Here is a 20155-nt window from a genome sequence, read left to right as displayed (position 1 = left end):
TCAAGTAAGGATTGCCTTACCTAAGATCGGTTGCTACGTTTCGGTCGTCGCCCGGCCGCCGTCGCCGCGCCGGGCCGAGTCCCCGGCTCCCGCCGCCCCCGGGCCGCACCGAGCCGCACCCGAGCCACGCTCCCCGCCCTGCCCGAGCCATGCCCCGCGCCGTACCCGAGCCGGCCCCGCCCCGCCGCCTGCCCGCGCCATGGAAGGTGCCCCCGTGTCCACCACCCCCGCCCCGGTACGCCCACTCGACGCCGCCCACGTCGACGAACTCACCGCCGCCGCGGCCGAACTGCTGACCCGCCACGGCTCCGCCACCAGCCCCGGCCTGCTCGCCGCACTCCCCACGGCCGGCGCCCGGCTCGGCGCCGGACTCCGCCACGCGCTGCGCCCGGTGGACACCGACGACGGCCTCTTCGTCCTGCGCGGTCTACGGGTCGACGACGACCGGCTGGGCCCGACGCCCGGTCACTGGTCCACCGTCGGCGGCGCCGGCGCGGTCTGGGACGTCGTCCTGCTGCTCGTCTCCACGCTGATGGGCACCCCGATCGCCTGGGACGGCCAGCAGGACGGCCGGTTCGTGCACGACATCCTCCCCTCGCCCGGGCACGAGAACGAGCAGACCGGCGCCTCCAGCAGCGTCCTGCTCACCCCGCACACCGAGGACGCCTTCCACCCCGGCCGCGCCCACCTGCTGCTGCTGTGCTGCCTGCGCAACCACGACCGCGTCGCCACCACCGCGGCCAGCGTCCGCCGGACCGCACTCGCCGAGGCGGACCTCGACCGGCTGAAGCGGCCCGTGGCGCCGATCCTGCCCGACGACGCCTACAGCGGGGCCCAGCGGTTCGCCGGCCGCCTCGCGCCGGTGCCCACCCTCTTCGACTCCCCCGAGGGCCTGACCCTGCGCTTCGACCCCGCCTACACCCCGCTCGACACCGCCGACCGGCCCTGGCGGGCCGCGTACGGGCGGCTGGCGGAGGAACTGGCCCGGGTCTCGGTCGCGGTGCGCCTCGAACCCGGTGACGTGCTGGTCGTCGACAACGACATCGTCGTCCACGGCAGGGTCCCCTTCCGGGCCCGCTACGACGGCACCGACCGGTGGCTCAAGCGCGCCTCGGTCCGGGTCGAGGGCCGCCCCACCCGGCCGCTCGCCGAGCACGACGAACACGGCTACGGCCAGGCCGCCGTCACCGCCTGGGCCGTCTGAACCCTCCGCCCCGCCTCCGCCATCGAAGGGACCCCCGTGGACCACCGGGACGACACCACCCTGCGCGTACTGAGCACCAGCGACCTCGCCGGCATCGACATCGGCCTCTCCGACGTCCTCGACACCGTCGAGCAGGCCTACCGCACCCTCGCCGCCGGCCGCTCCGACAACCCGCGCAAACTCACCGTCAAACCCACCGACGGCCACTCCGTCTCCTACGCCATGCTCGGCCGCGACGGCGTGCGCGAGGTCGTGGCGGTCAAGACCTCGTACAAGCACGGCCTGCACGAGAGCCGCGACCGGCAGCACTACTACACGACGCTCACCCTCTACGACGACGTCACCGGCCTGCCGGTGGCGATGATGGACTGCGGCCGGATCGGCTCGCTGCGCACCCCGGCCGTCTCCGCCCTGCTGGCCCGCGAGTGCGCCTCCCCCGACGCCCGCACCGCGCTGGTCATCGGCACCGGCACCCAGGGGCGCCTCGCCCTGCCCTTCCTGCTCACCGCCCTGCCGAAGCTGGAGCGCCTGCTCCTCGCCGGCACCCACCCGGACGGCATCGCCGCCGTCCGCGCCCGGCTCACCCGGTACTTCCCGGGCCGGGAACCGGAGTTGGTCACCGACCTGCGCCGGGCCGCGGGCGAGGCCGACCTGATCGTGGCCACCGCCGGCGGTCACACCGCCGCGGCCGTCGAGGCCGACTGGCTCAGGCCCGGCGCGCTCGGCATCCTGGTCGGCCACGGACTGGCCCCCTCCACCCTCCACCGGGCCGACCGGGTGATCGCCACCAGCGAGGCCCAGATGCGGGTCACCGGCACCGACCTGGCGGACGCCGACGGCGCGCTGCCCGCCGTCGACGCCGAACTGCCGGCCGTCCTCTCCGGAGCCGCCCCCGGCCGGACCGCGCCCGGGCAGCGGATCTTCGCCTACAACAGCGGACTGGTCGTCACCGACATCGCCCTCGGCCACCGCTTCGCCCAGCTCGCCGCCGCACAGGGCCTCGGCACCGAGGTCGCCCTGTGGCGCTGACCCTCCCGCCCCACCCCGACCCGCTCGCCGGCCGCATCCACCGCGACGGCCTGCTGCACGACCTCTCGTACGCCTTCGGCGGACCGTTCCACTACCTGCTGCCCGAGCGCTTCGACGCCAACCTCGCCGCCTTCCGCGCCGCCCTCGCCGAGGCCGGGGTGGAGGGGCGGGTGTACTACGCGAAGAAGGCCAACAAGGCCGCCGTGTTCGCCGAGCGCTGCGCCGGCACCGGCGCGGGGGTGGACGTGGCCAGCCACGGCGAACTGCGCGAAGCCCTCGGCCACGGCGTCCGCGGCGAGGACCTCGTGGTCACCGGGCCGGCCAAGGCCGACCGGCTGCTGCGCACGGCCGCCCTGCAGGGCTCGCTGATCGCCGTCGACTCGCCCGACGAACTGGAGCGCGTCCTGGAGCTCGACGCGCCCCGGCCGGTCCGCGTCCTGCTGCGCCGCCACCCGCCGGCCCAGCCCCGCAGCCGCTTCGGCCTGGACGGCGAACAGCTGGACGCGGCCCTGCTGCGCTGCGCGGCGGCCGGGGACCGGCTCCGGATGGAGGGCTTCAGCTTCCACCTCTCCGGGTACGAGGTGCGGCCGCGTGCCGACCTCGCGGGCGAGCTGGTCGACCTCTGCCGCCGGGCCCGCGCCCTCGGTCTGCGGGCCGACCGGATCAGCATCGGCGGCGGCTTCGCCGTGGACTACACCGCCGCCGGGCACTGGGCCGCCTTCCTCGCCGAACAGGGCCCCGGCCACTACCACGCCGACAGGTCCTTCACGCCCGGTGACTTCTACCCGTACCACTCCCCCGTCGCCGGCGCCGACGCGCTGCGCGCCGTCCTCGCCGCCCGCCCGGGCGGGGCCGGCGCCACCCTGGCCGAGCGGCTGCGCGAGGCCGGGGTGGCGCTCCTGCTGGAGCCCGGCCGCGCCCTGCTGGACCGGGCCGGCTCCTCGGTGTTCCGCGTCCAGGGCGTCAAGGACCGTGCCGGGTACGGCATCGTCACCGTGGACGGCACCAGCCTGAGCCTGTCCGAGCAGTGGTTCAACAGCGAGTACCTGCCCGACCCGGCGCTGCTGCCGGCCGAACCGGCCGACGGCGAAAGCCCGGCCGGACCGACCGGGCCGCCCACCACCGACGACGGGCCCTACCGGGCCTGCGTCGGCGGCGCCAGCTGCCTGGACTCCGATCTGCTCAGCTGGCGCAAGATCGCCTTCCCCCGCCGGCCCCGGATCGGCGACCTGCTCGTCTACCCCAACACCGCCGGCTACCAGATGGACTCCAACGAGTCCCCGTTCCACGACCTGCCGCTCCCGCCCAAGGTCGTCCTGCACGGCCGGGGCGGCCGACTGCGCTGGCGGCTCGACCAGCGCCCGGCCGTCTGACCCGGCCGACCCGCCCCCACCGCTCTGCCCCGAGGAGCCCCTGCCATGACCGACGCCCTCCACCGACCCCCGGTGGTCAGCCGGATCTCCGACCTCATCGGATACACCCCGCTGTTCGAGCTGGCCCGCGCCGACCACGGCGCCCGGCTGCTGCTCAAGCTGGAGATGTACAACCCCACCGGCAGCGCGAAGATCCGGATGGCCCGTCAGATGATCCTCGACGCCGAGGAGCGCGGCGACCTGCGCCCCGGCGGCCACGTCGTCGAGTCCACCTCCGGCAACACCGGCCTGGGCCTCGCGGTCGTCGCCGCCGAACGCGGCTACCGCTTCACCGCCGTCGTCGACAACCACGCCGCCGTCGACAAGCTCCGCGGCATGCGGGCCATGGGCACCGAGCTGGTCTACGTCGCCGAGGACGGCGGCGAGGAGCTCAACACCGCCGCCCGCGAGGAGTTCGCCGAGGAGCTCGCCCGGGGGAAGGACAACACCTTCTTCACCGAGCAGCACAACAACCCCGGCAACGCGGTCGGCTACTACGCCGTGGGCCGCGAGATCGCCCAGGCCCTCGACAACCGGGTGGACGTCCTGATCGGCGCCGTCGGCACCGGCGGCGGGCTCTGCGGCACCGCCCGGGAGCTGAAGAAGGCCGTCCCCGGCCTCACCGTCATCGGCGTCGAGCCCAAGGGCTCCATCGCCTTCGGGCCGCCCGCCCACGACTACTACCAGTCCGGCACCGGCACCCCCGAGGGCGCCACCATCGGCCTGCTGGTCGACTTCGACCTCATCGACGAAGGGGTGAAGGTCGGCGACGTCGAGGCCTTCGCCACCGCCCGCGTCGTCGCCCGCCGCACCGGGCTGCTGATCGGCGGCTCCGCCGGCGGCGTCGTCCACGAGGCCCTGACCCGGCTGCCCGCCCTCCCGCCGGACGCCGTTATGGTCGCATTCGTCAACGACGGCGGCGAGAAGTACCTGGACACCGTCTTCGACGACGACTGGATGAACGCCCGCAAACTCGTCGACCACGCCGTCGAGGCCGAGATCGACGAGGTCCTGACCAAGCTCCGCAGGCCCTGACAGCAGGAACACGTGACCACCACCATGCAGCAGTTGACCACGCTGGTCCGCGACGGCCGGGCGCTCGCCGCGCTCGCCGTCCCGCTCGCGCTGACCCAGCTCGCCCAGGTCGCCCTCACCACCACCGACACCATCATGATGGGCGTGCTGGGCACCGAGGCGCTCGCGGCCGGCGGCCTCGCCCTGGTCATCTTCAACCAGCTCCGCACCATGGGGGTCGGTCTGGTCACCTCCGTCGGCAACCAGGTCGCGGCGGCGGCCGCCCGGGCCGAACGGTCCACCGGGAATCCCGACGCCGAGGCCGGTGCCGACACCGCGACCACTGCCGAGGCCGGTACCGAGGCCGCGACCGCTGCCGGGCCGGGCGACGAGGTCCGCGGCCTGGTCCGCGCGGCGATGGCCGTCGCCACCCTCGCCGGCGTCGCCGGAGCCGCCCTGATGGTCCTGATCGGCCAGGCCGCCACCCTCCTCGGCCAGGACGCCACCGTCGCCGACCGCGCCCAGGGCATGCTCCTCGCACTCGCCCCCGGGCTGCTCCCCTGCCTCTGGTTCCAGGCGATCCGCCAGTTCACCGTCGGCATGCGCCGCCCGCAGGCCCTGCTGCGGATCACCATCGTCTCGGTCGCCGTCAACGCGGCGCTCAACTGGGCGTTCATCCACGGCACCTGGGGCATGCCGACACTCGGCCTCACCGGCATCGGCGTCGCCACCAGCTGTGTCCACCTGCTCTCCTTCCTCGCCCTGTACGGCTCCGCCCGCCGCGACCCGCAGCTCGCCCCGCTGCTCGGCCTGGACTTCTGGCGGGCCGACGCGGCGACCGTGCGACGGCTGCTGGGCCTCGGCACGCCGATCGCCGCGACCTACGGCTCCGAGGCCGGCTTCTTCTCCGTCACCGCCCTGCTGGCCGGCAGCTTCGGCGCGGCCGCGCTCGCCGCGCACACCGCCGTCAACCAGCTGATCTACATCGTCTTCCAGGTCGCCGTCGGCCTCTCGCACGCCGCGTCCATCAACGTCAGCCGGGAACTCGCGCTCGGCGCGTACGCCGCCGCGCGCCGCATCCGCAACACCGCGCTCGCCTGCGGCGCGGTGGTGATGGCGGTGGTCGGCACGGTCTACCTGACCCTGCCGGACCTCGTGCTGCGGCCCTACTTCGACCCCGGCTCGGCGGCCGACCGGCAGGGCCTGGAGATCGCCACCGGACTGCTCGCCGTCGTCGCCGTGCTGCAGTTCTTCGACTGCGCCCAGAACATCGGCGTCGGGCTGCTGCGCGGCCTCGACGACACCGGGAGCGGCTTCCGCATCACCCTCGTCGGCTACTGGCTCGTCGGTCTGCCCGCCGCCTGGCTCCTCGCCTACCCGCTCGGCGGCGACACCCGCGGCCTCTGGTTCGGCCTCCTCATCGGCCTCGCCACCACCGCGGTCCTGCTGCTCCGCCGCTACGGCCGGGCCCTCACCGCCCGGGCGGGCGCGGCCCCGGCCGTCGCCACCCCGGCGGTGTGACCACTCGCCGGCCCCGTCCGCCGGCCGTCAGGCGGGGTCGGCGAGGTGGGTGCTCAGCCAGCCGAGGGAGGGCGGGAGCAGCCGGATCCAGGTGGTGAAGTTGTGGCCGCCGGAGTCGACGGTGGCCTGGGTGACGGTCATCGGGGCATGGGCGGCGGCGGCGAAGGCCCGGGAGTCGGCGTAGGTCCGGCCGTCCTCCTTGCTGTCGGCGAGCAGCACCGCCAGCGCGGGGGCGGGCAGGTGGGCGAGCCGCCAGTCGAGGTCGGCCTGGTCGCGGCGCTGCTGACTGCCGCCGAAGAGATCACCCGTGGTGATGTCCTCCGCCGCCTTGAGGTAGCCGGACAGCGAGACCGCGGCGGAGAAGACCTGCGGATGCTCCATGCCGAGCTTGACCGCGCAGTAGCCGCCGGTGGAGTCGCCCATCACCCCCAGGCCGCCCGGCCCGGGCAGCACCCGGTACGAGGCCCTGAGGTCCTGCGGCACGTCGGCGGTGAAGTACGTCTGCGCCTGCGGGCCGTTCGGGATGTCCTCGCACTCGCTGTCCCGGGGCATCGACGGGGAGGGCCGCATCAGCACCAGGACGGTGGGCCGCATCGTCCCGTTCCTGAGCAGTTTCAGCTCGGTGGCCGGGTACCTCAGCTTGGTGACCAGGTTCTCGGCCTCTCCGGGGAACCCCGTCATGACGATCACGGCAGGAAATCTCCGGTCCTGGAAGGACGGCTGGAAGTACTGCGGCGGCAGGTAGACGTAGCCGTCGGTGGACAGGCCGGTGGCCGGGCCGGGGATGTGCACCCGGTCGAGCCGGCCGGCCCGGGCCGGGTCGGAGCCGAATCCCCCGGCGCCGGTGACCTCGGCCGTGCCGAGCACCTGCACACCGGGCGCCGGCGCCCCCGCGCCCGGTGCCCTCGTACCCGGTTCCCTCATGCCCGGCGTCACCGGGCCGCCCTGGATCACGCCCTGGCCCCGGTTGTGGCCCAGCAGGTCCGACCAGCTGCTGTAGAACACGAAATAGTCGTTGACCACCAGACCGAGCGTGCAGAGCAGCACGGTCTGGGTCAGCGCGATGGTGCCGAGCCGCAGGAACATCGCCGGCCAGCTGCGGACCGCCAGCTTCGGCCAGACCCACAGCGTGCCGAGCACCGTCAGCACCGCGAACAGCACCATCAGTGCCAACAGCCTGTGACCGGTGAGTCCCATGTCCCGGCTCGCCACCAATCGTGCTCCGTCTCCCCTACCACTGTGGCCCCCACCCGGCGGTCGGCGCACCCGTCGGGCAGCGGGGCACGGCCGGCGGGTGCGCCGGTGGGGCGCGGCCGGGAGCGGCGGTGGCGGGCGGCGGTGGCGGGCGGCGCGGCGCGGTCGGGCGGCCGACGGCCCGGTGGACAGTAAGGGCATGCAGACGCCGCCGACACCCCCCACACCGCCGGAGCCGGAGCCCGCGTGGACACGCCCGGAGACACCGGAGCAGCGGGCCGACCGCAACCTCGTCGAGCTCCTGCAGGAGCTGCGGGTGGTCCAGACCGGTGTGCAGATCCTGTTCGCGTTCCTGCTCGGCATGGCCTTCACCGAGCGCTTCGGCACGCTGGACAACACCCAGCAGACCCTCTACGTCGCCACGTTCCTGCTCACCGTGGTGTCCGCCGCCGTGCTGTCCACGCCCGTCGCCCTGCACCGGGCGCTGTTCCACCGCGGCGCCAAACGCCGCATCGTCGAGCTGTCCGCCCGGTTCACCGAGATCGGGCTGGCCTTCCTCGCCCTGGCACTCAACGCGGCCGTGCTGCTGCTGATGGACGTCGTGCTCAACCGCACCGCGGCCGCCGTGATCGCCGGCGCGACCACCGTGCTGTTCGCCGTCCTGTGGTTCGCCCTCCCCTGGGGGCTGCGCCAGCGATCGTCCTGAGCGCCCGGCCCCGAGGTGCCCGGCCCGCCGGGAGGTCGCGGGCCGGGCACCGGGCGCGCACCGAGCCGTGGGCGGGGGTCAGTCCTCGTCGTCGAAGAACTCGTCGACGACCTCGTCCACCACCTCGTCGACGATCATGCCGCCGACGAAGCCCACCGCGGCACCGGCGACGGCTCCGCCGACCAGGGCGCCCATGCCGGGGCCGCTCCGGTGGTCGCCGTCCTGGTGGTGGGAGCCGTAGTGGTGGGAGCCGTCGTGGGCGGTGTGGCGCTGGAGCGCCTGGCGCATCCACTCGTCGACGGTGGCGGCGAGGTCCTTCCGGGCGGCCGTCTCGTCCAGCACATGACGGTTGATCACATCGCCGCCGTGGCCGAAGCCGCCGGACCGCCGGTCGACCTCCAGGACCACCTCGGTCTGGAACGGCGTGCTGAGGAAGGTGAGTTCGACCTCGCTGCAGGCGTGCGCGTACTGCGGGGCCGCGGCGAACTCGATCTCCTGGTAGAACGGCAGGGTCTGACCGGTGCCGCGGATGTACCCGGACTCCAGGTCGGCCCGCCTGAACCGGAACCCGGCGGCGGTGAACGCGTCCAGCACCTGCTGCTGGAGCGGCAGCGGCTCGATGGTGAGCGCGTCGGCGTCGCTCTTGTCGCGGCCGCCGTCGACGTCGACCTCGGTGAGCACGCCCACCGTCATGCCGTGCAGCGGCTGCCCCGCGATGGCGGTGACGGGGGCCTCGTAGGGCACCGGCAGGGAGAACTCGACCGATCGCCGCTCCTCGGCCCGCAGCGTCAGCGGGCCGGCCACGACCGCGGTCGCGAACGGGGCCGGGGCCGTGCCCTCCTGGTCGTCGTGCTCGACCTCGACCCGCGCCACCAGGTGCAGCGTGATACCGGCGATGTCGGCGTCATGGCCGCCGCCGACCAGCTCGACCCGGCCGAGGACCTGACCGCCGGGGCGGACGGTCGGGGTGGACAGGACCGTGTCGACCCTGGGGCCGCCGACGCCGAGGGCGCCGAGGAGCCGTTTGAACACCATCGGGTGCTCTCCTTCGTGTTCGGTTCTTGGCGGGACACCGCAGGACGGAACGGACGGAACGGACCGGAACGAGCGGGTACGGACCGGAATTCGGCGCCCATCGAAGTGTAAAGGGCTGGCAAACCCGCCGTGGCGCGGAGTCACCTGCCGAAGCGTCAGCACCCCCGCCGCGCGCCCACCGCGATCCGGACAGCGCGGCCTACACGTCGGTCTCGAAGTCCGGGCTGGTGTAGCGCGGGCGGAAGCCCGACACCGCCTCGCCGCCGCCGTCCCCGGCTCCGGCCCGGGCGACGAGGAAGGGCACCAGGCCGCGCTCGGTGAGCGCGGCCCGCCAGGCGCTCCTGGCCTCCTCCAGGCCGCCGTCCACCACACCGGCACCGCCGGGGCTCTCGGCCGGGCGCGGCCGGGCGGCCGCCCTCAGCAGCCCCAGCCCACCGGCCAGCGCGCTGGCCAGCGCGACGGCGGCGGCGATCCACCCGGCGCCGCTCAGCGCCTCGCCGAGCACCTCCAGGGAGTCCGTGAGCCGGAGCCCGTAGCCGAGGAGGAGGAAGACGGCGGCGGCGCTGCCCGCGACGATCGGCACGATGAGCGCCAGCACCCCGAGCCAGCCGGACAGCCGCTCGCGCCCCGGGGCGTCCACGGGCAGGCGGGCCAGCGCGTCGGCGTCCGCCCGCAGGGCCGCGTACCGCTCGTACTCCGGGGACGCCGCCGCGAGGACGTACTCGGCGTGTTCACGCGCCTGCCGCCGCAGCCGCTCGGTGCCGTGCGCGCCGTCGCCGGACTGCTGGAGGGCGGCGCGGACCTGCGGGAGTTCCAGCGCCCGGCTCAGGGCGGTCTCGAAGTCGGCCCGGTCCTGCTGCGGCAGTCGAAGCGGCCTGTCCATGGTGTCTTCCCCGTTCGCTGTTCACCGGCCGGCCACGGTTCCCCCCGGCCCGCCTCCGCGTGGCGGGCGGCCCCCACCGCCCTCCCCGGCCGCCCGCGCCCACGCCGGACCGCGGCCGGCGGCCCCGCCGACCCTTAGTTCTACAGCACTGTAGAGCATCGCGGCGTCCGCCAGCAGCACACGGCACCCAGGGGCTTGGCAAGGCGTCAGGCCGGCGGCCACCGGGGCCGGCGGTGAAGTCGGACCGGCCGGCTATCCGGCGCGCTCCCCCGGCGGCCACTCCGCCACCGCCCGCCGCACCAGGCGCTCCCGGCGGTGCCGCGCGAACGGGTAGGCGGCCAGGCTCCCGGCCGCGAAGAACAGCAGGAGGACGGCGCCGGCGGGGCGGGTGGCGGCGAACAGCGCCGCGAGCACCCCGAAGAGGGCGGCGAGGAGCAGCAGCAGCGACGGCTCGGGGCCGGCGCCGGCCTGGCCGGGGGTGGGCCCGGGCATCCGGCCGGGCGCCGGGCGGACCGGGGCGTGGCCGGGCGGCCAGCCCGGCGGCGTCCACACCGGGGGCGCCCCGGCCCCGTTCGGCCGGGCCGCGGTCACCCGGGTCCACGGCACCGGCGGATCGCCGCCGGGGTCCAGGTCGGGCCGGCGCATCCAGGCGCCGCGGGCACGGGCGCCCGGGTCGGGGTCGGCGACGGCCAGCAGCTCGGTGTCGGGTCCGGCGCGCCGGACCTCCGCTATCCGGTAGCCGTACAGCCAGCAGACCCAGCGGGCCTCGTCGTCGGCGGCGCGGAACAGGTGCGGGCGCACCGCCACGGCGGCGCGGCCGTCGAGCTGCTCGGCGAGTTCGGTCAGGTCCACGGCACACGCCTTCCGGACAAGCTCCTCGGCCACCGCGGTCGCGCCGGGCCACGCCGACGCCACTTCCCCCGGGCGGCGAAGTGCACAAGCTACCCACGGCGACCGGGTGTTAACAACTCGTCAAGATCACGGTCCGCCCGGCGGGCCGGCGCCGCGGTTCGCCACCGAGGACAGCCGGGCGAGTGCGCCGCGACCCCTGGGAGCAATCCTGAACATGTCATACCCTGTTGCGATCATCTGCCCAGTCCAACCCTGCACCAAGCACCGAGGAGAGACGCATGGGACAGTCCCGCACATTACGGTGGAAGTCCACCCTCGCCGCCCTGGCCGCCGTCTGGATGACCGCCCTGGCGGGCCCGGCGCCGTCCGCCGCGGCGGCGGACGAGCCGACCGCCCCGGCCGCCGCACCCGTGGTGAACCCGCTGTCCCCGACCGCCGGCCAGTTCCAGCTGACGGACACCAGCTACGCCGCCGCCACCGACAGCCTCCTCAAGAACCACCTCGGGAAGCCCGTCGGCCTGGGCGACGTCATCAGCACGAACTTCACCACCAACTCGGCCGGACGGACGGACGGTTGGCTGAACCTCCGGCAGATGGGGGCGTGCGCGGGCACCGAGACCGCCGGCCTGCCGCCGGCCGACGTGGCGAAGAAGACCGCCTGGTGCTGGTCGAGCGCGTACGCGGACGACACCACCGAGCACTGGTACCCGCAGGGCCTCAGCACCACCGGCACGGCCGACGGCGGCGACGGGGCCATCCAGGGGCAGAGCGTCGCCGCCGTCAGCTGGCACTACAAGGCGTACGGCGACGAGACCTCCGCCGGCTGCAAGACCGACAACCTGCTGAAGCTCACCTTCATCGACCGCACCACCCGCAAGTACCGCCACGTCCTGCTGGCGGAGCCGACCAGCACCTCGGCCACCGCCTCCGACTTCACCTTCGTCAAGGGCCACGGCGGCGGCATCGCGTGGTACGCCAACTACATCTACGTCACCGACACCGCCCACGGCATCCGCGTCTTCGACATCAACAAGCTGGCCAAGGTGGACACCTACGGGTCCGACGTCTCGACGGTCGGCATCAGCAACGGGAAGTCCAGCGCCTGCGGCTACCCGTACGTCCTGCCGGAGGTCCACCGCTACTTCCAGGCCAAGGCCGCGCCCTCGTGCGCCGCCACCGGGCCGATCGACGCGCAGTCCCTCTGCTTCTCCTGGCTCTCCCTCGACAAGACCGGCGGCGGCTCCACCTTCAAGCTGGTCACCGGCGAGTGGTACGGCCAGGCCTCCGGTGCCCGGGTGGTCCGCTACCAGCTCAACCCGGCCAGTGCGGCGACCGGGCCGGGGCTGCTGAAGACGTCCGGCGGCCGGACGGTCGTCCAGGACGCCTTCACCGCCGACGGCTACCGCGGCCTCCAGGGCGGCATGACCTGGACCGACGACCAGGGCGCGCTCAACTTCGCCTTCTCCAAGGGGTGCGGGACCAAGCCGGCCGTCTTCTCCCACACCTGGACCGGCGACACCCGCCCCGTCACCACCTGTGGCTCGGGCGACGCCCGGACCGGCAACTGGGGCGCCGGTTCGCCCCAGGCCCTGAGCTACTGGCCCGTGCTGGGCACCACCCGGGTCGACGAACTGTGGGGCCTCACCGAAGGCATCTGCCGCCCCAAGGGCCACCCGCACTTCACGGCGGGCGCGGACGACACCGGCGTCTGCACCGACCGGACCGCGACCACCATCACCTCCCTGCGCACGGTGTTCGCCGTCGGATTCACCGACCCCCAGGTGCAGAACCGGCACTGACCGGACCGGCCGCGACCGCCCCGGGGCCGCCGTCACCCCGCGGCGGGGCCCTCCAGATAGCGGGCGGCGATCAGGTGGGCGAAGCCCATGACGGTCTCCTGCGGGCTGACACCGGTCGCGCCGGGCAGCACGCTCGCGTCACAGAGCCGCAGGTTGGTGAAGCCGTACGGCCGGCCGCCGGCGTCGCACACCCCGCCCGTGGCGGGCGGCCCCATCGGGCAGGACGCCATGGCGTGCACGGAGAGCAGGTCCCAGGTCTCGGGCCGGCTCCGGCGGGCGAAGTCGGCCGCCGGCCCGGCGCCGGTGAGGGTGACGGGCGCGGGTGGCAGGAGCTCGACCGCGCCGGCCGCCAGCAGGAGTTCGGCCGTCCGGCGGAACGCGAACCGCAGCAGACCGACGTCCTCGTCGGCCAGCCGGTGGCGCAGGACGGCGCCGAGGCCGGGGACGGCGGTCAGCCGGGCCGCGGCCCGCACGCGCACCTGGGTGGTGTAGACCGCGACCCGGTCGAGCTGGGCCAGCATCCGGTCCACGGTTCCCGTCGGGTGGGCGGCCAGCGCCGCCGCGAGCGAGCCCGGGGTGAGGTTCCCGGGCATCACCAGGACTCCCCGGTCGGCGAACTCCTGTAGCTGCGCGGTGAAGATGGTGCCCTCGACGGCCAGGACCGGCTCGCGGAACCGGGCCACCGTCCGGAGGTTGACGTGGAAGGCGATGCTCCGGCCCGGGCCCCGGCCACCGATACCGCTGCGGCGCAGCAGCAGCGCGCTGCCGACCGGGCCGGCGGCCAGGAACACCGTCCGGGGGAGGAAGCGCAGGCGCCGGCCGTCCCGCACGGCGTGCACGGCGGTCACCCGGGCGCCGTCGTGTTCGAGCCGGACGACCCTGGTGTCCGGCTGGACGACCGCCGCGAGCCGTTCCGCGGCGGGGAGGTAGCTGACCAGCATGCTCTGTTTGGCTCCGGTGGGACAGCCGGTGACACACCGGTTGGCGTGCGCGCAGCCGCGCACCACCCGGCGGGCCGGGGCCCAGTGCCAGCCGAGCCGGTCGGCGGCCCGGGCCAGCAGCAGCGAGTCACGGTTGCCCGCGCCGGGCGGCTGGTCGGTCACGCCCAGGCGCCCTTCCATGTCGGCGAGTTGGGGCGCGAGGTGGTGCGCCCGGTAGCCGTCGACCCCGGCCGCCGCCCAGCGGTCGAGCAGGCGGTCGGGGGGCCGCCAGAAGAGCCCCCCGTTGACCACGGTGGTGCCGCCGACGCAACGGCCCTCCCCGAACGGGATGGTGGGCCTGCCGTGGATGGGCACGAGTCCGCCCTGGCGGTAGAGCAGGCGCAGGTTCTCCGCCGGGGACGCCCGCGCGATCCGCTCCGGTGCGACGCGCGGGCCCTCCTCCAGCACCAGGACCTCCCGGCCGGCCCCGGCCAGCTCCAGCGCGGCGGCGCTGCCTCCGGCGCCCGAGCCGATCACCAGCGCGTCGCAGTGGGTGGCGGGCACGGCGGCCGTCATCGGGGGCCTCCGGCCGGGCCCGCCGCACCGGTGGAGGCCGTACCGGCGGTCGGCGACCCGGCGGCGCCCGGTCCGACCGGGCCGCCGACCAGGCCGCCGTCAAGAGCGCCGTCCAGGGCTCCGTGCAGGGCCAGCACGCTGCTCACCCTGAGCAGTTCGGCGCAGCCCGGCACCGCGGCGAGCCGGTCGGCGGCGCGCCGCAGCCGGGCCCGGTCCCGGCTGCGGCCCGGGATCGCCGGCAGGGCGGCGAGGGCGACGGCCGCCGGGAACACCCGCAGCAGGGCGGCGAACACCGTCCGGTACGGCCCGGGGAGCGCGGCCAACGTCGCGGCGGTGTGCCTCACCGCCGCGGCCTGCCGGGACGGTTCGGCCAGGACGGCGTAACGGGCCGCCCAGATCGGCGGGAGGCCGCCGCCCCGCACCCGCCGCTCCCAGCGGCGGTCACCGTCCACGGAAGGCCGCGGTGGGCGACGAACCACCGGACGGTTCACCGGGCGACCCATCAGACGGCTCACGAGACCCGTCACGAAGCCGGCCCCGAAGGCGGCCGCGAAGGCGGTCACCAGCCGCCTCACCAGGCCGTTCACGAGGCGACCTTCTCCCGGACCAGGCCGGCCAGCAGCCGGGGCATCCCCTTCGCCAGGACGGCGTCCAGCCCGTCGAGGAAACGGTCGATCTCGGCGTCCCCGGCGATCAGCGGGGGCGCGGCGATCAGTGGCAGGTCCCGGCTGGAGCCGTAGTAGGTGAGCACGCCGTGGTCGCGGTAGAGCGCGGCGACCACGGCGGCGGTCGCCAGCTTGGCCTGGGCCTGCGGATCGCGGGCGAACGCGGACGGCAGCAGCCGCAGCAGGTGGTCGAGGGAGCTCGGGCCGGGCCGCAGCACCACACCGTGCAGGGCGCCGCTCCCCCGGACCTCGGCGACGGCCCGGGGGTGTGCGCGGGCGAGGGCGGTGAGGCCCCCGCGCAGCCGCTCGCCGATGCGGCGGGCCCGGCCCGGGTAGTCGTCCTCGACGGCGATCGCCACGGCCTCCAGCGCGGTCGCGGTCTCCTCCCCGAAACCGTAGTAGGTGGTGCTGTGCAGGGTGGCGTCGGGCAGTGCGTCGTAGGCCCGGCGGAACACCGGTTCCCGGGCCACATAGCCGGAGATGGAGGCCTTGCCGCCGCCGAAGGACTTGGAGGTGGTCACCACGTCGGGGACGAGGCCGCGGTGGCGCATGAAGTGGAACAGCGAGCCGGTCCGGCCCCAGGCGGTGTAGACCTCGTCGAAGATCAGGACGATGTCGTGCTCGGTGCAGAGCCGCCGCGCCTCGCGCAGGAACTCCTCGGAGCACTCGCGCAGGCTGGAGGCGCTGAACGGCTCCAGGACGAGCGCGTAGACGTCGCTCGTCCCCTCGGGGGTGGTGTGCCGCTCCAGGGCCAGCCGCAACGAGGCCAGGTCGTCGTAGGCGAAGCGGTCCGTGCCGGGGATCCGGGGGAAGGCGAAGTGCACCTCGGGCGAGGCGGTCAGGCTGCCGGCCCCGAGCAGTTTGCCGTGGAAGGCGATGTCGCTGTGCAGAACGGTGCCGCGGTGCCCCCGGTGGTACTTGTACGCCATCTTGAGGGCGCCCTCGACGGCCTCCGCGCCCGAGTTCGGGAAGTAGCTGATGTCCAGGTCCCCGGGCAGCAGTTGGGCCAGGTTGTGGCCGAGCGCGGCCACATAGGGCGAGAGGTAGTTCTTGTGCACCTCCATGCGCCGCCGTTCCTGGAAGCGGCGGCGGGCGGCCAGGATCCTGGGGTGGTTGTGGCCGTGGTTCAGCACGCCGATGCCGCCGGTGAAGTCCAGGACGCGCCGGCCGTCGCTCAGGGTGATCCAGCAGCCCGAGGCGCTGTCCACGGTGTCGCGGCCGAAGCCGAACGCCCCGAGCAGCGTCACCTGCCCGCGGCTGACATGGCGCCGGTAGAGCTCGTGCACCCGCGTGATGGGCATCCGCTCGCACTCCTCGGCACTGATCAGTGCGCTCATTCGGTTCCCTCCTGCGGTACGGGTCGCGGGCCCGCGGTGCCCGTGAGATCGGTCAACTGCGCTTCGGTGGCTGGGTGGTGGGCGGCGGGCCGGGCGGTGCGGATCCGGTCGGCGATCAGCCGGCCGGCGTGCCGGCCCTGCCGCACCGCGTAGTTGGTGCCCCGGTCCTGCGGGAAGACCTGGGCCATGCCGGCCAGGTAGAGCCCGGGCAGCTCGGTCTCCATCGCGGGGACGCGCTCGGAGTAGTGCGGGGTGATGACCGGCTGGGCGTGATCGGCGCGCCAGACGTGGTGGCGCCGTACCCACCCCTCGTGGAAGTCCGGGAACATCCGGGTCAGATGCGGCAGGCTGGCGCGGAACACGGCCTCGTCGTCCATCCGGTACAGCTCCGCGCCGGTCGGCAGGTAGGCGGAGAGGTAGACCAGGTGGCGCCCGGCGTAGGCGTCGGAGGCCTCCAGGTTGGTGTGCTCGATGACGCCGACGTAGGGGAACGAGGGGTCGGTGACATTGAGCCAGTAAGTGTCCGACAGCGCCCGGTCGTTCTCCAGCACCAGACAGAGATTGGCCAGGTACGGGATCGCGGACAGCTGCCGGCGGACGGCGGGCACCGAAGGGTGGGCCGCCGCCCAGCCCGGGGTGGCGCCCGGGGCGAGGAGTCCGGCCAGCAGGTCCGGCGCCGTGGTGGCCAGCACCCGCCGGGCGGGCAGGACTTCACTCTCGGTGCGGACTCCGCGGACGCCGGACTCGTCGGTCAGCACCTCCCGCACCGGTGTGCCGGTGGAGATCCGGACACCGAGGCCGGTGAGGCGCGCGACCCAGGCGTCCAGCAGGGCGGCGCAGCCGCCGCGCAGGTAGTAGAGGACCTCCCGGCCGGAACGCGACCGGCTGCCGCCGCGAAGATGGAGCTTGGTCCACATCCAGGTGGCGCCGACCTCCGGCGCGTACTGGCCGAACTTGCCCTCCAGCAGCGGTTTCCAGACCGTCTCGTAGACGCGCGGACCGCTCAGCGCCAGCAGCCACTCGCGGGCCGTGAGCGCCTCCAGCTCCCGCCAGTGCCGCACCCGCCCGGCCCGTACCGCCGACCAGCCCAGCCGGACCCGGTCGGGCAGCGGCAGCGGGGCGAAGCGCAGCACGTCCCAGGGGCTGGACAGCCGGTACACGGTGTTGGCGTAGTACACCCCGGTCCGGGTCCGGTGCTGCTCCAGCAGTTCGGCGCAGCCGAGTTCGGCACAGAGCCGCCGGATCTCCAGATCGGAGGAGAACCAGTGGTGGTAGAAGCGTTCCAGTCTGGCCCCCTCGACCTCGAACGACCCGGCCAGGCCGCCGACGAAGGGCTCGCTCTCCAGCACCCGGCAGGCCACGCCGGCCAGGGCGAGTTCGTGCGCGGCGGCCAGGCCGGTGAACCCGCCGCCGATCACCAGGACTTCACCGCCGGGCGGGCCGAGGCCGGGCGGGCCGTTCGGGTGAAGCCGGGACAGGGCCGAGCCGCTGTCGGACATCGCCACTCCTCGGGACCTCGGGGGTTCGGCCGGCGCCCGGGACGGTGGTCGCGCACCCGGCGGGTTCGACGGCCCGCGGCGGGGCCGGAGGCGCTCCGAGGCGCCAGCCACCGGTTCGCGCCGTACGCCCGCCAGGGGGCGCCGGCCGCTCGCGTCCGGACGTGCGCCGCGTCGTGGGAGGCGGCGCCTGAGCGAGGGCACCGGAGCCGGTTACGGCGGAGGCACCCCGCCATCCGACCGTAGCGGCGGGTCCGGCCATCGGCACGTCGGACCGACCGCTTCGAACGCCGCGTCACCGTGCGCGACGAGGCGCGCGGCCCCTGTTGCCCCGCCGTCGGGCGCCGGACATCATGAGGGCGTGGACCACCCCGGGTGAGCGGGGCCGTGCGGCCCCGGAACACCGCCGGGTCACCCCCTCCGGCGGGGGCAGGGCGGCACACCTGTCGAAGCGCCCACCGAAGCGCCCACCGAAGCGCCCGCCGACGCCAGGAAGGCGGCACCCGATGGACGCCACCCCTCAGCCGCCCCTGCGGTACGCGGTCGGACTCCCCAACCGGCGCGAGTACGCGGACCCCCGGCTGCTGCGCGAACTGGCGGTACTGGCCGAACAGTCCGGCTGGGACGGGTTCTTCCTCTGGGACGGGCAGGTCGCGGAACACCCCGGCGAGCACATGACCGACGCCTGGACCACCCTGGCCGCGGTCGCCGCCGACACGGCGCGGCTGCGCCTCGGCGTCATGGTCAGCGTGCTCGCCCTGAAGCGCCCGGCCGAGGTCGCGCGCGCGACGGTGGCCCTCGATCTGCTCAGCGGCGGCCGCCTGGTCTTCGGTGCCGGTCTCGGCTCCTCCGCGCGGGAGTTCGAGGCACTGGGCGAGGACCCGGATCCGCGGGTGCGCGCCGACCGGCTCGACGAGGCCCTCCAGGTCCTGGACGGACTGTGGACCGGCCGGCCCTTCACGTTCCAGGGCCGCTGGTTCACCGTCGCGGACCAGGCGTTCCAGCCGGTCAGCCCGCAGCGCCCGCGGATCCCGGTGTGGATCGCCGGGACCTGGCCCGCACGGCGCCCGATGCGCCGGGCCGCTCGCTGGGACGGCGTCTTCCCCACCCGGGCCGGGGTCGGCCACACCGAGATGATGCCTCCGGCGGACCTGGAGGCCGTCGTCGGGTACGTCCGCGCCCACCGGAACGGCGACCGGCCTGACGGCGACCCGACGGACAGCGACCGGCCGGACGGCGACCGGCGGCCGTTCGAGGTCGTCATGGAGGGGCAGACCGCCGGGCTGGAGCCGGCGGCCGACGCCGCCGTCGTCGCCCCGTACCGGGCGGCCGGGCTGACCTGGTGGGTGGAGAAGCTCGGCTGGTTCCGCGGCCCGGCCGACCTCGTCCGCGCCCGCGTCCGCTCGGGACCGCCGAGGGCCTGAGGCCTGAGGGCGCCCTGACGACGCACGACCGCCCCGGACCGTCGGCCCGGGGCGGTCGTGGAGCGGGACCGGTCAGCCGCCGATGCCGGTCTCGGTGAAGTTGCCCGCCACGCCCGTCGGACCGATCACCAGGGTGCCCTCGAAGAACGTGGCACCGTTCGGGCCGAAGTCGACATCGGTGAAGTGGATGGCGCTGCCGTTCGGGCCGACGGCGAACGCCCCCTGGGTGAAGTTGGCGTTCGGGACGTGGACGGACTCGGTCGCGGAGGCGACCGTCGCCCCGCCGATGACGAGCGGGAGCGCGAGCGCGGAGACGGCGAGTACGCGGTGAGCAGTACGCATGAGGGAAGCGCCCTTCCAAGGCTGTGGAGTTCGTGGTTCAGCAGGCCACCGCGGCATGGCGGCCCGTCACCATCTACACACGCGCCCACACGGAGCGCTACCGGAGTGTGCCATCCGTGGATCCGCCCGCGGCCGCGCCCGCGCGGCACCCCGCGGATTCCCGTGCGAGCGGCGATATCCAGGCCCCGGACGATGCGGCCGAACCGGTCCGTACGGTCGTGTAATTTTCCACCAACCGCCTCGTCCGGGAATTGTTGCATGCCCGATTCGGGCATGGTCTACTGAATCCAACTGGATATTCCCTCGATGCACTCCAGGCACACTGGAATGGCTTTCGCATGCGGACCGGAAGGCTCTCACCGTGCGTGTTCGCAGACGGAGGAGGCCCCCATCGGATGTCCTCCGAAAACCCGGAAATCATCACCCTGCGTAGCAGTGCACCGGCGCTCCTCACCGGAGGATGGCTACGGTATGTCAACGCGAATTTTTGTGACCGATTCAGCAGGAGCCGAGCGGTCGGTCGTTCTGGAAGGCCGGCCCGACAGCCTGCCCACCGACCCTTCGGACGTCGACCCGGCCACGGGCGGGGCCCAGGTGGTCGTCACCCGCTGCGGGCAGCACCACCATTTCGAGCGCAGCGGCGGAACCGAGTACGTGGACGGTCAGCTGCTGCCGGTGTTCCGCTGGAGCTACAGCACGGCGATCGCCGAGTAGCGCGCACCGCACCACGCCTGAGGCGGGGCGGG

Annotated in this window: 18 protein-coding genes; 9 read left to right on the top strand and 9 right to left on the bottom strand. The window is 74.5% G+C overall.

The window, feature by feature from the left end; all coding sequences use genetic code 11:
* The first annotated feature begins 214 nt into the window (after nucleotides 1-214).
* Genes ACIO5D_RS30290 through ACIO5D_RS30270 form a run of 5 tightly spaced genes read left to right on the top strand, consistent with a single transcriptional unit; the run spans nucleotide 215 to nucleotide 6180 of the window.
* The gene (locus ACIO5D_RS30290) at nucleotides 215-1204 is read left to right on the top strand and encodes a TauD/TfdA family dioxygenase (protein WP_400799094.1); all 990 of its coding nucleotides are present in this window, start codon (nucleotides 215-217) and stop codon (nucleotides 1202-1204) included.
* A 36-nt stretch (nucleotides 1205-1240) separates the two neighbouring features.
* Nucleotides 1241-2233, top strand: coding sequence for an ornithine cyclodeaminase family protein (locus tag ACIO5D_RS30285; RefSeq protein WP_400799092.1), 993 nt, complete (start codon nucleotides 1241-1243; stop codon nucleotides 2231-2233).
* Nucleotides 2224-3606: a Y4yA family PLP-dependent enzyme gene (locus tag ACIO5D_RS30280; protein ID WP_400799090.1), complete on the top strand. Its 1383-nt coding sequence runs from the start codon at nucleotides 2224-2226 to the stop codon at nucleotides 3604-3606. Before ACIO5D_RS30285 ends, ACIO5D_RS30280 begins: the two co-directional genes overlap by 10 nt.
* A 45-nt stretch (nucleotides 3607-3651) precedes the next feature.
* On the top strand, nucleotides 3652-4680 hold the full coding sequence (locus tag ACIO5D_RS30275) for a cysteine synthase family protein (RefSeq protein WP_400650674.1): 1029 nt from the start codon (nucleotides 3652-3654) through the stop codon (nucleotides 4678-4680).
* A gap of 24 nt (nucleotides 4681-4704) precedes the next feature.
* Nucleotides 4705-6180: an MATE family efflux transporter gene (locus ACIO5D_RS30270; protein WP_400651144.1), complete on the top strand. Its 1476-nt coding sequence runs from the start codon at nucleotides 4705-4707 to the stop codon at nucleotides 6178-6180.
* A 27-nt stretch (nucleotides 6181-6207) separates the two neighbouring features.
* On the opposite strand, the gene ACIO5D_RS30265 is transcribed toward ACIO5D_RS30270, so the two are convergent.
* Nucleotides 6208-7392: an alpha/beta hydrolase gene (locus tag ACIO5D_RS30265; RefSeq protein ID WP_400799087.1), complete on the bottom strand. Its 1185-nt coding sequence runs from the start codon at nucleotides 7390-7392 to the stop codon at nucleotides 6208-6210.
* Nucleotides 7393-7573: 181 nt separating this feature from the next.
* Between ACIO5D_RS30265 and ACIO5D_RS30260 the strand changes: the two genes are divergently transcribed.
* The gene (locus ACIO5D_RS30260; protein WP_400799084.1) at nucleotides 7574-8080 is read left to right on the top strand and encodes a DUF6328 family protein; all 507 of its coding nucleotides are present in this window, start codon (nucleotides 7574-7576) and stop codon (nucleotides 8078-8080) included.
* A 78-nt stretch (nucleotides 8081-8158) separates the two neighbouring features.
* Here ACIO5D_RS30260 and ACIO5D_RS30255 read toward each other — a convergent pair whose 3' ends face one another.
* The 3 genes from ACIO5D_RS30255 to ACIO5D_RS30245 all read right to left on the bottom strand — a co-directional run bounded on the left by ACIO5D_RS30255 (nucleotide 8159) and on the right by ACIO5D_RS30245 (nucleotide 10850).
* The gene (locus ACIO5D_RS30255; protein ID WP_400799082.1) at nucleotides 8159-9115 is read right to left on the bottom strand and encodes a sporulation protein; all 957 of its coding nucleotides are present in this window, start codon (nucleotides 9113-9115) and stop codon (nucleotides 8159-8161) included.
* 199 nt (nucleotides 9116-9314) lie between these two features.
* Nucleotides 9315-9998 carry a hypothetical protein gene (locus tag ACIO5D_RS30250; RefSeq protein ID WP_400799079.1) on the bottom strand — a complete coding sequence of 228 codons (684 nt, stop codon included), beginning with the start codon at nucleotides 9996-9998 and terminating at the stop codon, nucleotides 9315-9317.
* Between the two features lie 252 nt (nucleotides 9999-10250).
* Nucleotides 10251-10850, bottom strand: a complete 600-nt coding sequence (locus ACIO5D_RS30245) for a hypothetical protein (RefSeq protein WP_400650684.1) — start codon at nucleotides 10848-10850, stop codon at nucleotides 10251-10253.
* Nucleotides 10851-11128: 278 nt separating this feature from the next.
* On the opposite strand from ACIO5D_RS30245, the gene ACIO5D_RS30240 reads away from it, so the two are divergent.
* On the top strand, nucleotides 11129-12649 hold the full coding sequence (locus ACIO5D_RS30240; protein ID WP_400762216.1) for a hypothetical protein: 1521 nt from the start codon (nucleotides 11129-11131) through the stop codon (nucleotides 12647-12649).
* A gap of 32 nt (nucleotides 12650-12681) precedes the next feature.
* On the opposite strand, the gene ACIO5D_RS30235 is transcribed toward ACIO5D_RS30240, so the two are convergent.
* The 4 genes from ACIO5D_RS30235 to ACIO5D_RS30220 all read right to left on the bottom strand — a co-directional run bounded on the left by ACIO5D_RS30235 (nucleotide 12682) and on the right by ACIO5D_RS30220 (nucleotide 17646).
* Nucleotides 12682-14145, bottom strand: a complete 1464-nt coding sequence (locus tag ACIO5D_RS30235; protein ID WP_400799076.1) for a GMC family oxidoreductase N-terminal domain-containing protein — start codon at nucleotides 14143-14145, stop codon at nucleotides 12682-12684.
* On the bottom strand, nucleotides 14142-14597 hold the full coding sequence (locus ACIO5D_RS30230) for a hypothetical protein (RefSeq protein WP_400650691.1): 456 nt from the start codon (nucleotides 14595-14597) through the stop codon (nucleotides 14142-14144). Before ACIO5D_RS30230 ends, ACIO5D_RS30235 begins: the two co-directional genes overlap by 4 nt.
* A 131-nt stretch (nucleotides 14598-14728) precedes the next feature.
* Nucleotides 14729-16147 (bottom strand): aminotransferase class III-fold pyridoxal phosphate-dependent enzyme, encoded by a 1419-nt coding sequence (locus tag ACIO5D_RS30225; protein WP_363605137.1) that lies wholly within the window; start codon nucleotides 16145-16147, stop codon nucleotides 14729-14731.
* A complete protein-coding gene (locus tag ACIO5D_RS30220; protein ID WP_400799073.1) occupies nucleotides 16144-17646 on the bottom strand; it encodes an NAD(P)/FAD-dependent oxidoreductase in 1503 nt (500 codons plus the stop codon). The genes ACIO5D_RS30225 and ACIO5D_RS30220 overlap by 4 nt, the downstream gene beginning before the upstream one ends.
* A gap of 503 nt (nucleotides 17647-18149) precedes the next feature.
* Here ACIO5D_RS30220 and ACIO5D_RS30215 point away from each other — a divergent pair.
* Nucleotides 18150-19067 (top strand): LLM class flavin-dependent oxidoreductase, encoded by a 918-nt coding sequence (locus ACIO5D_RS30215; RefSeq protein ID WP_400799070.1) that lies wholly within the window; start codon nucleotides 18150-18152, stop codon nucleotides 19065-19067.
* Nucleotides 19068-19139: 72 nt separating this feature from the next.
* On the opposite strand, the gene ACIO5D_RS30210 is transcribed toward ACIO5D_RS30215, so the two are convergent.
* Entirely contained in the window at nucleotides 19140-19409 is a 270-nt protein-coding gene (locus ACIO5D_RS30210) for a hypothetical protein (protein WP_363605141.1), read from the bottom strand.
* Between the two features lie 489 nt (nucleotides 19410-19898).
* Between ACIO5D_RS30210 and ACIO5D_RS30205 the strand changes: the two genes are divergently transcribed.
* Entirely contained in the window at nucleotides 19899-20123 is a 225-nt protein-coding gene (locus ACIO5D_RS30205) for a DUF5988 family protein (protein ID WP_363605143.1), read from the top strand.
* Nucleotides 20124-20155: the final 32 nt, after the last annotated feature.

Source organism: Kitasatospora sp. NPDC087315 (genome assembly GCF_044744345.1).
Taxonomy (GTDB): Bacteria; Actinomycetota; Actinomycetes; order Streptomycetales; family Streptomycetaceae; genus Kitasatospora.
The sequence above is the reverse complement of the archived record's forward strand: the minus strand, read 5'-3'. Positions and strand labels throughout refer to the sequence as shown.

Coding starts and splice junctions, on each gene's coding strand:
- ACIO5D_RS30275 (WP_400650674.1), top strand. CDS start 3,652: ATGACCGACGCCCTCCACCGACCCCCGGTGGTCAGCCGGATCTCCGAC.
- ACIO5D_RS30270 (WP_400651144.1), top strand. CDS start 4,705: ATGCAGCAGTTGACCACGCTGGTCCGCGACGGCCGGGCGCTCGCCGCG.
- ACIO5D_RS30260 (WP_400799084.1), top strand. CDS start 7,574: ATGCAGACGCCGCCGACACCCCCCACACCGCCGGAGCCGGAGCCCGCG.
- ACIO5D_RS30255 (WP_400799082.1), bottom strand. CDS start 9,115: ATGGTGTTCAAACGGCTCCTCGGCGCCCTCGGCGTCGGCGGCCCCAGG.
- ACIO5D_RS30250 (WP_400799079.1), bottom strand. CDS start 9,998: ATGGACAGGCCGCTTCGACTGCCGCAGCAGGACCGGGCCGACTTCGAG.
- ACIO5D_RS30240 (WP_400762216.1), top strand. CDS start 11,129: ATGGGACAGTCCCGCACATTACGGTGGAAGTCCACCCTCGCCGCCCTG.
- ACIO5D_RS30235 (WP_400799076.1), bottom strand. CDS start 14,145: ATGACGGCCGCCGTGCCCGCCACCCACTGCGACGCGCTGGTGATCGGC.
- ACIO5D_RS30225 (WP_363605137.1), bottom strand. CDS start 16,147: ATGAGCGCACTGATCAGTGCCGAGGAGTGCGAGCGGATGCCCATCACG.
- ACIO5D_RS30220 (WP_400799073.1), bottom strand. CDS start 17,646: ATGTCCGACAGCGGCTCGGCCCTGTCCCGGCTTCACCCGAACGGCCCG.
- ACIO5D_RS30215 (WP_400799070.1), top strand. CDS start 18,150: ATGGACGCCACCCCTCAGCCGCCCCTGCGGTACGCGGTCGGACTCCCC.
- ACIO5D_RS30210 (WP_363605141.1), bottom strand. CDS start 19,409: ATGCGTACTGCTCACCGCGTACTCGCCGTCTCCGCGCTCGCGCTCCCG.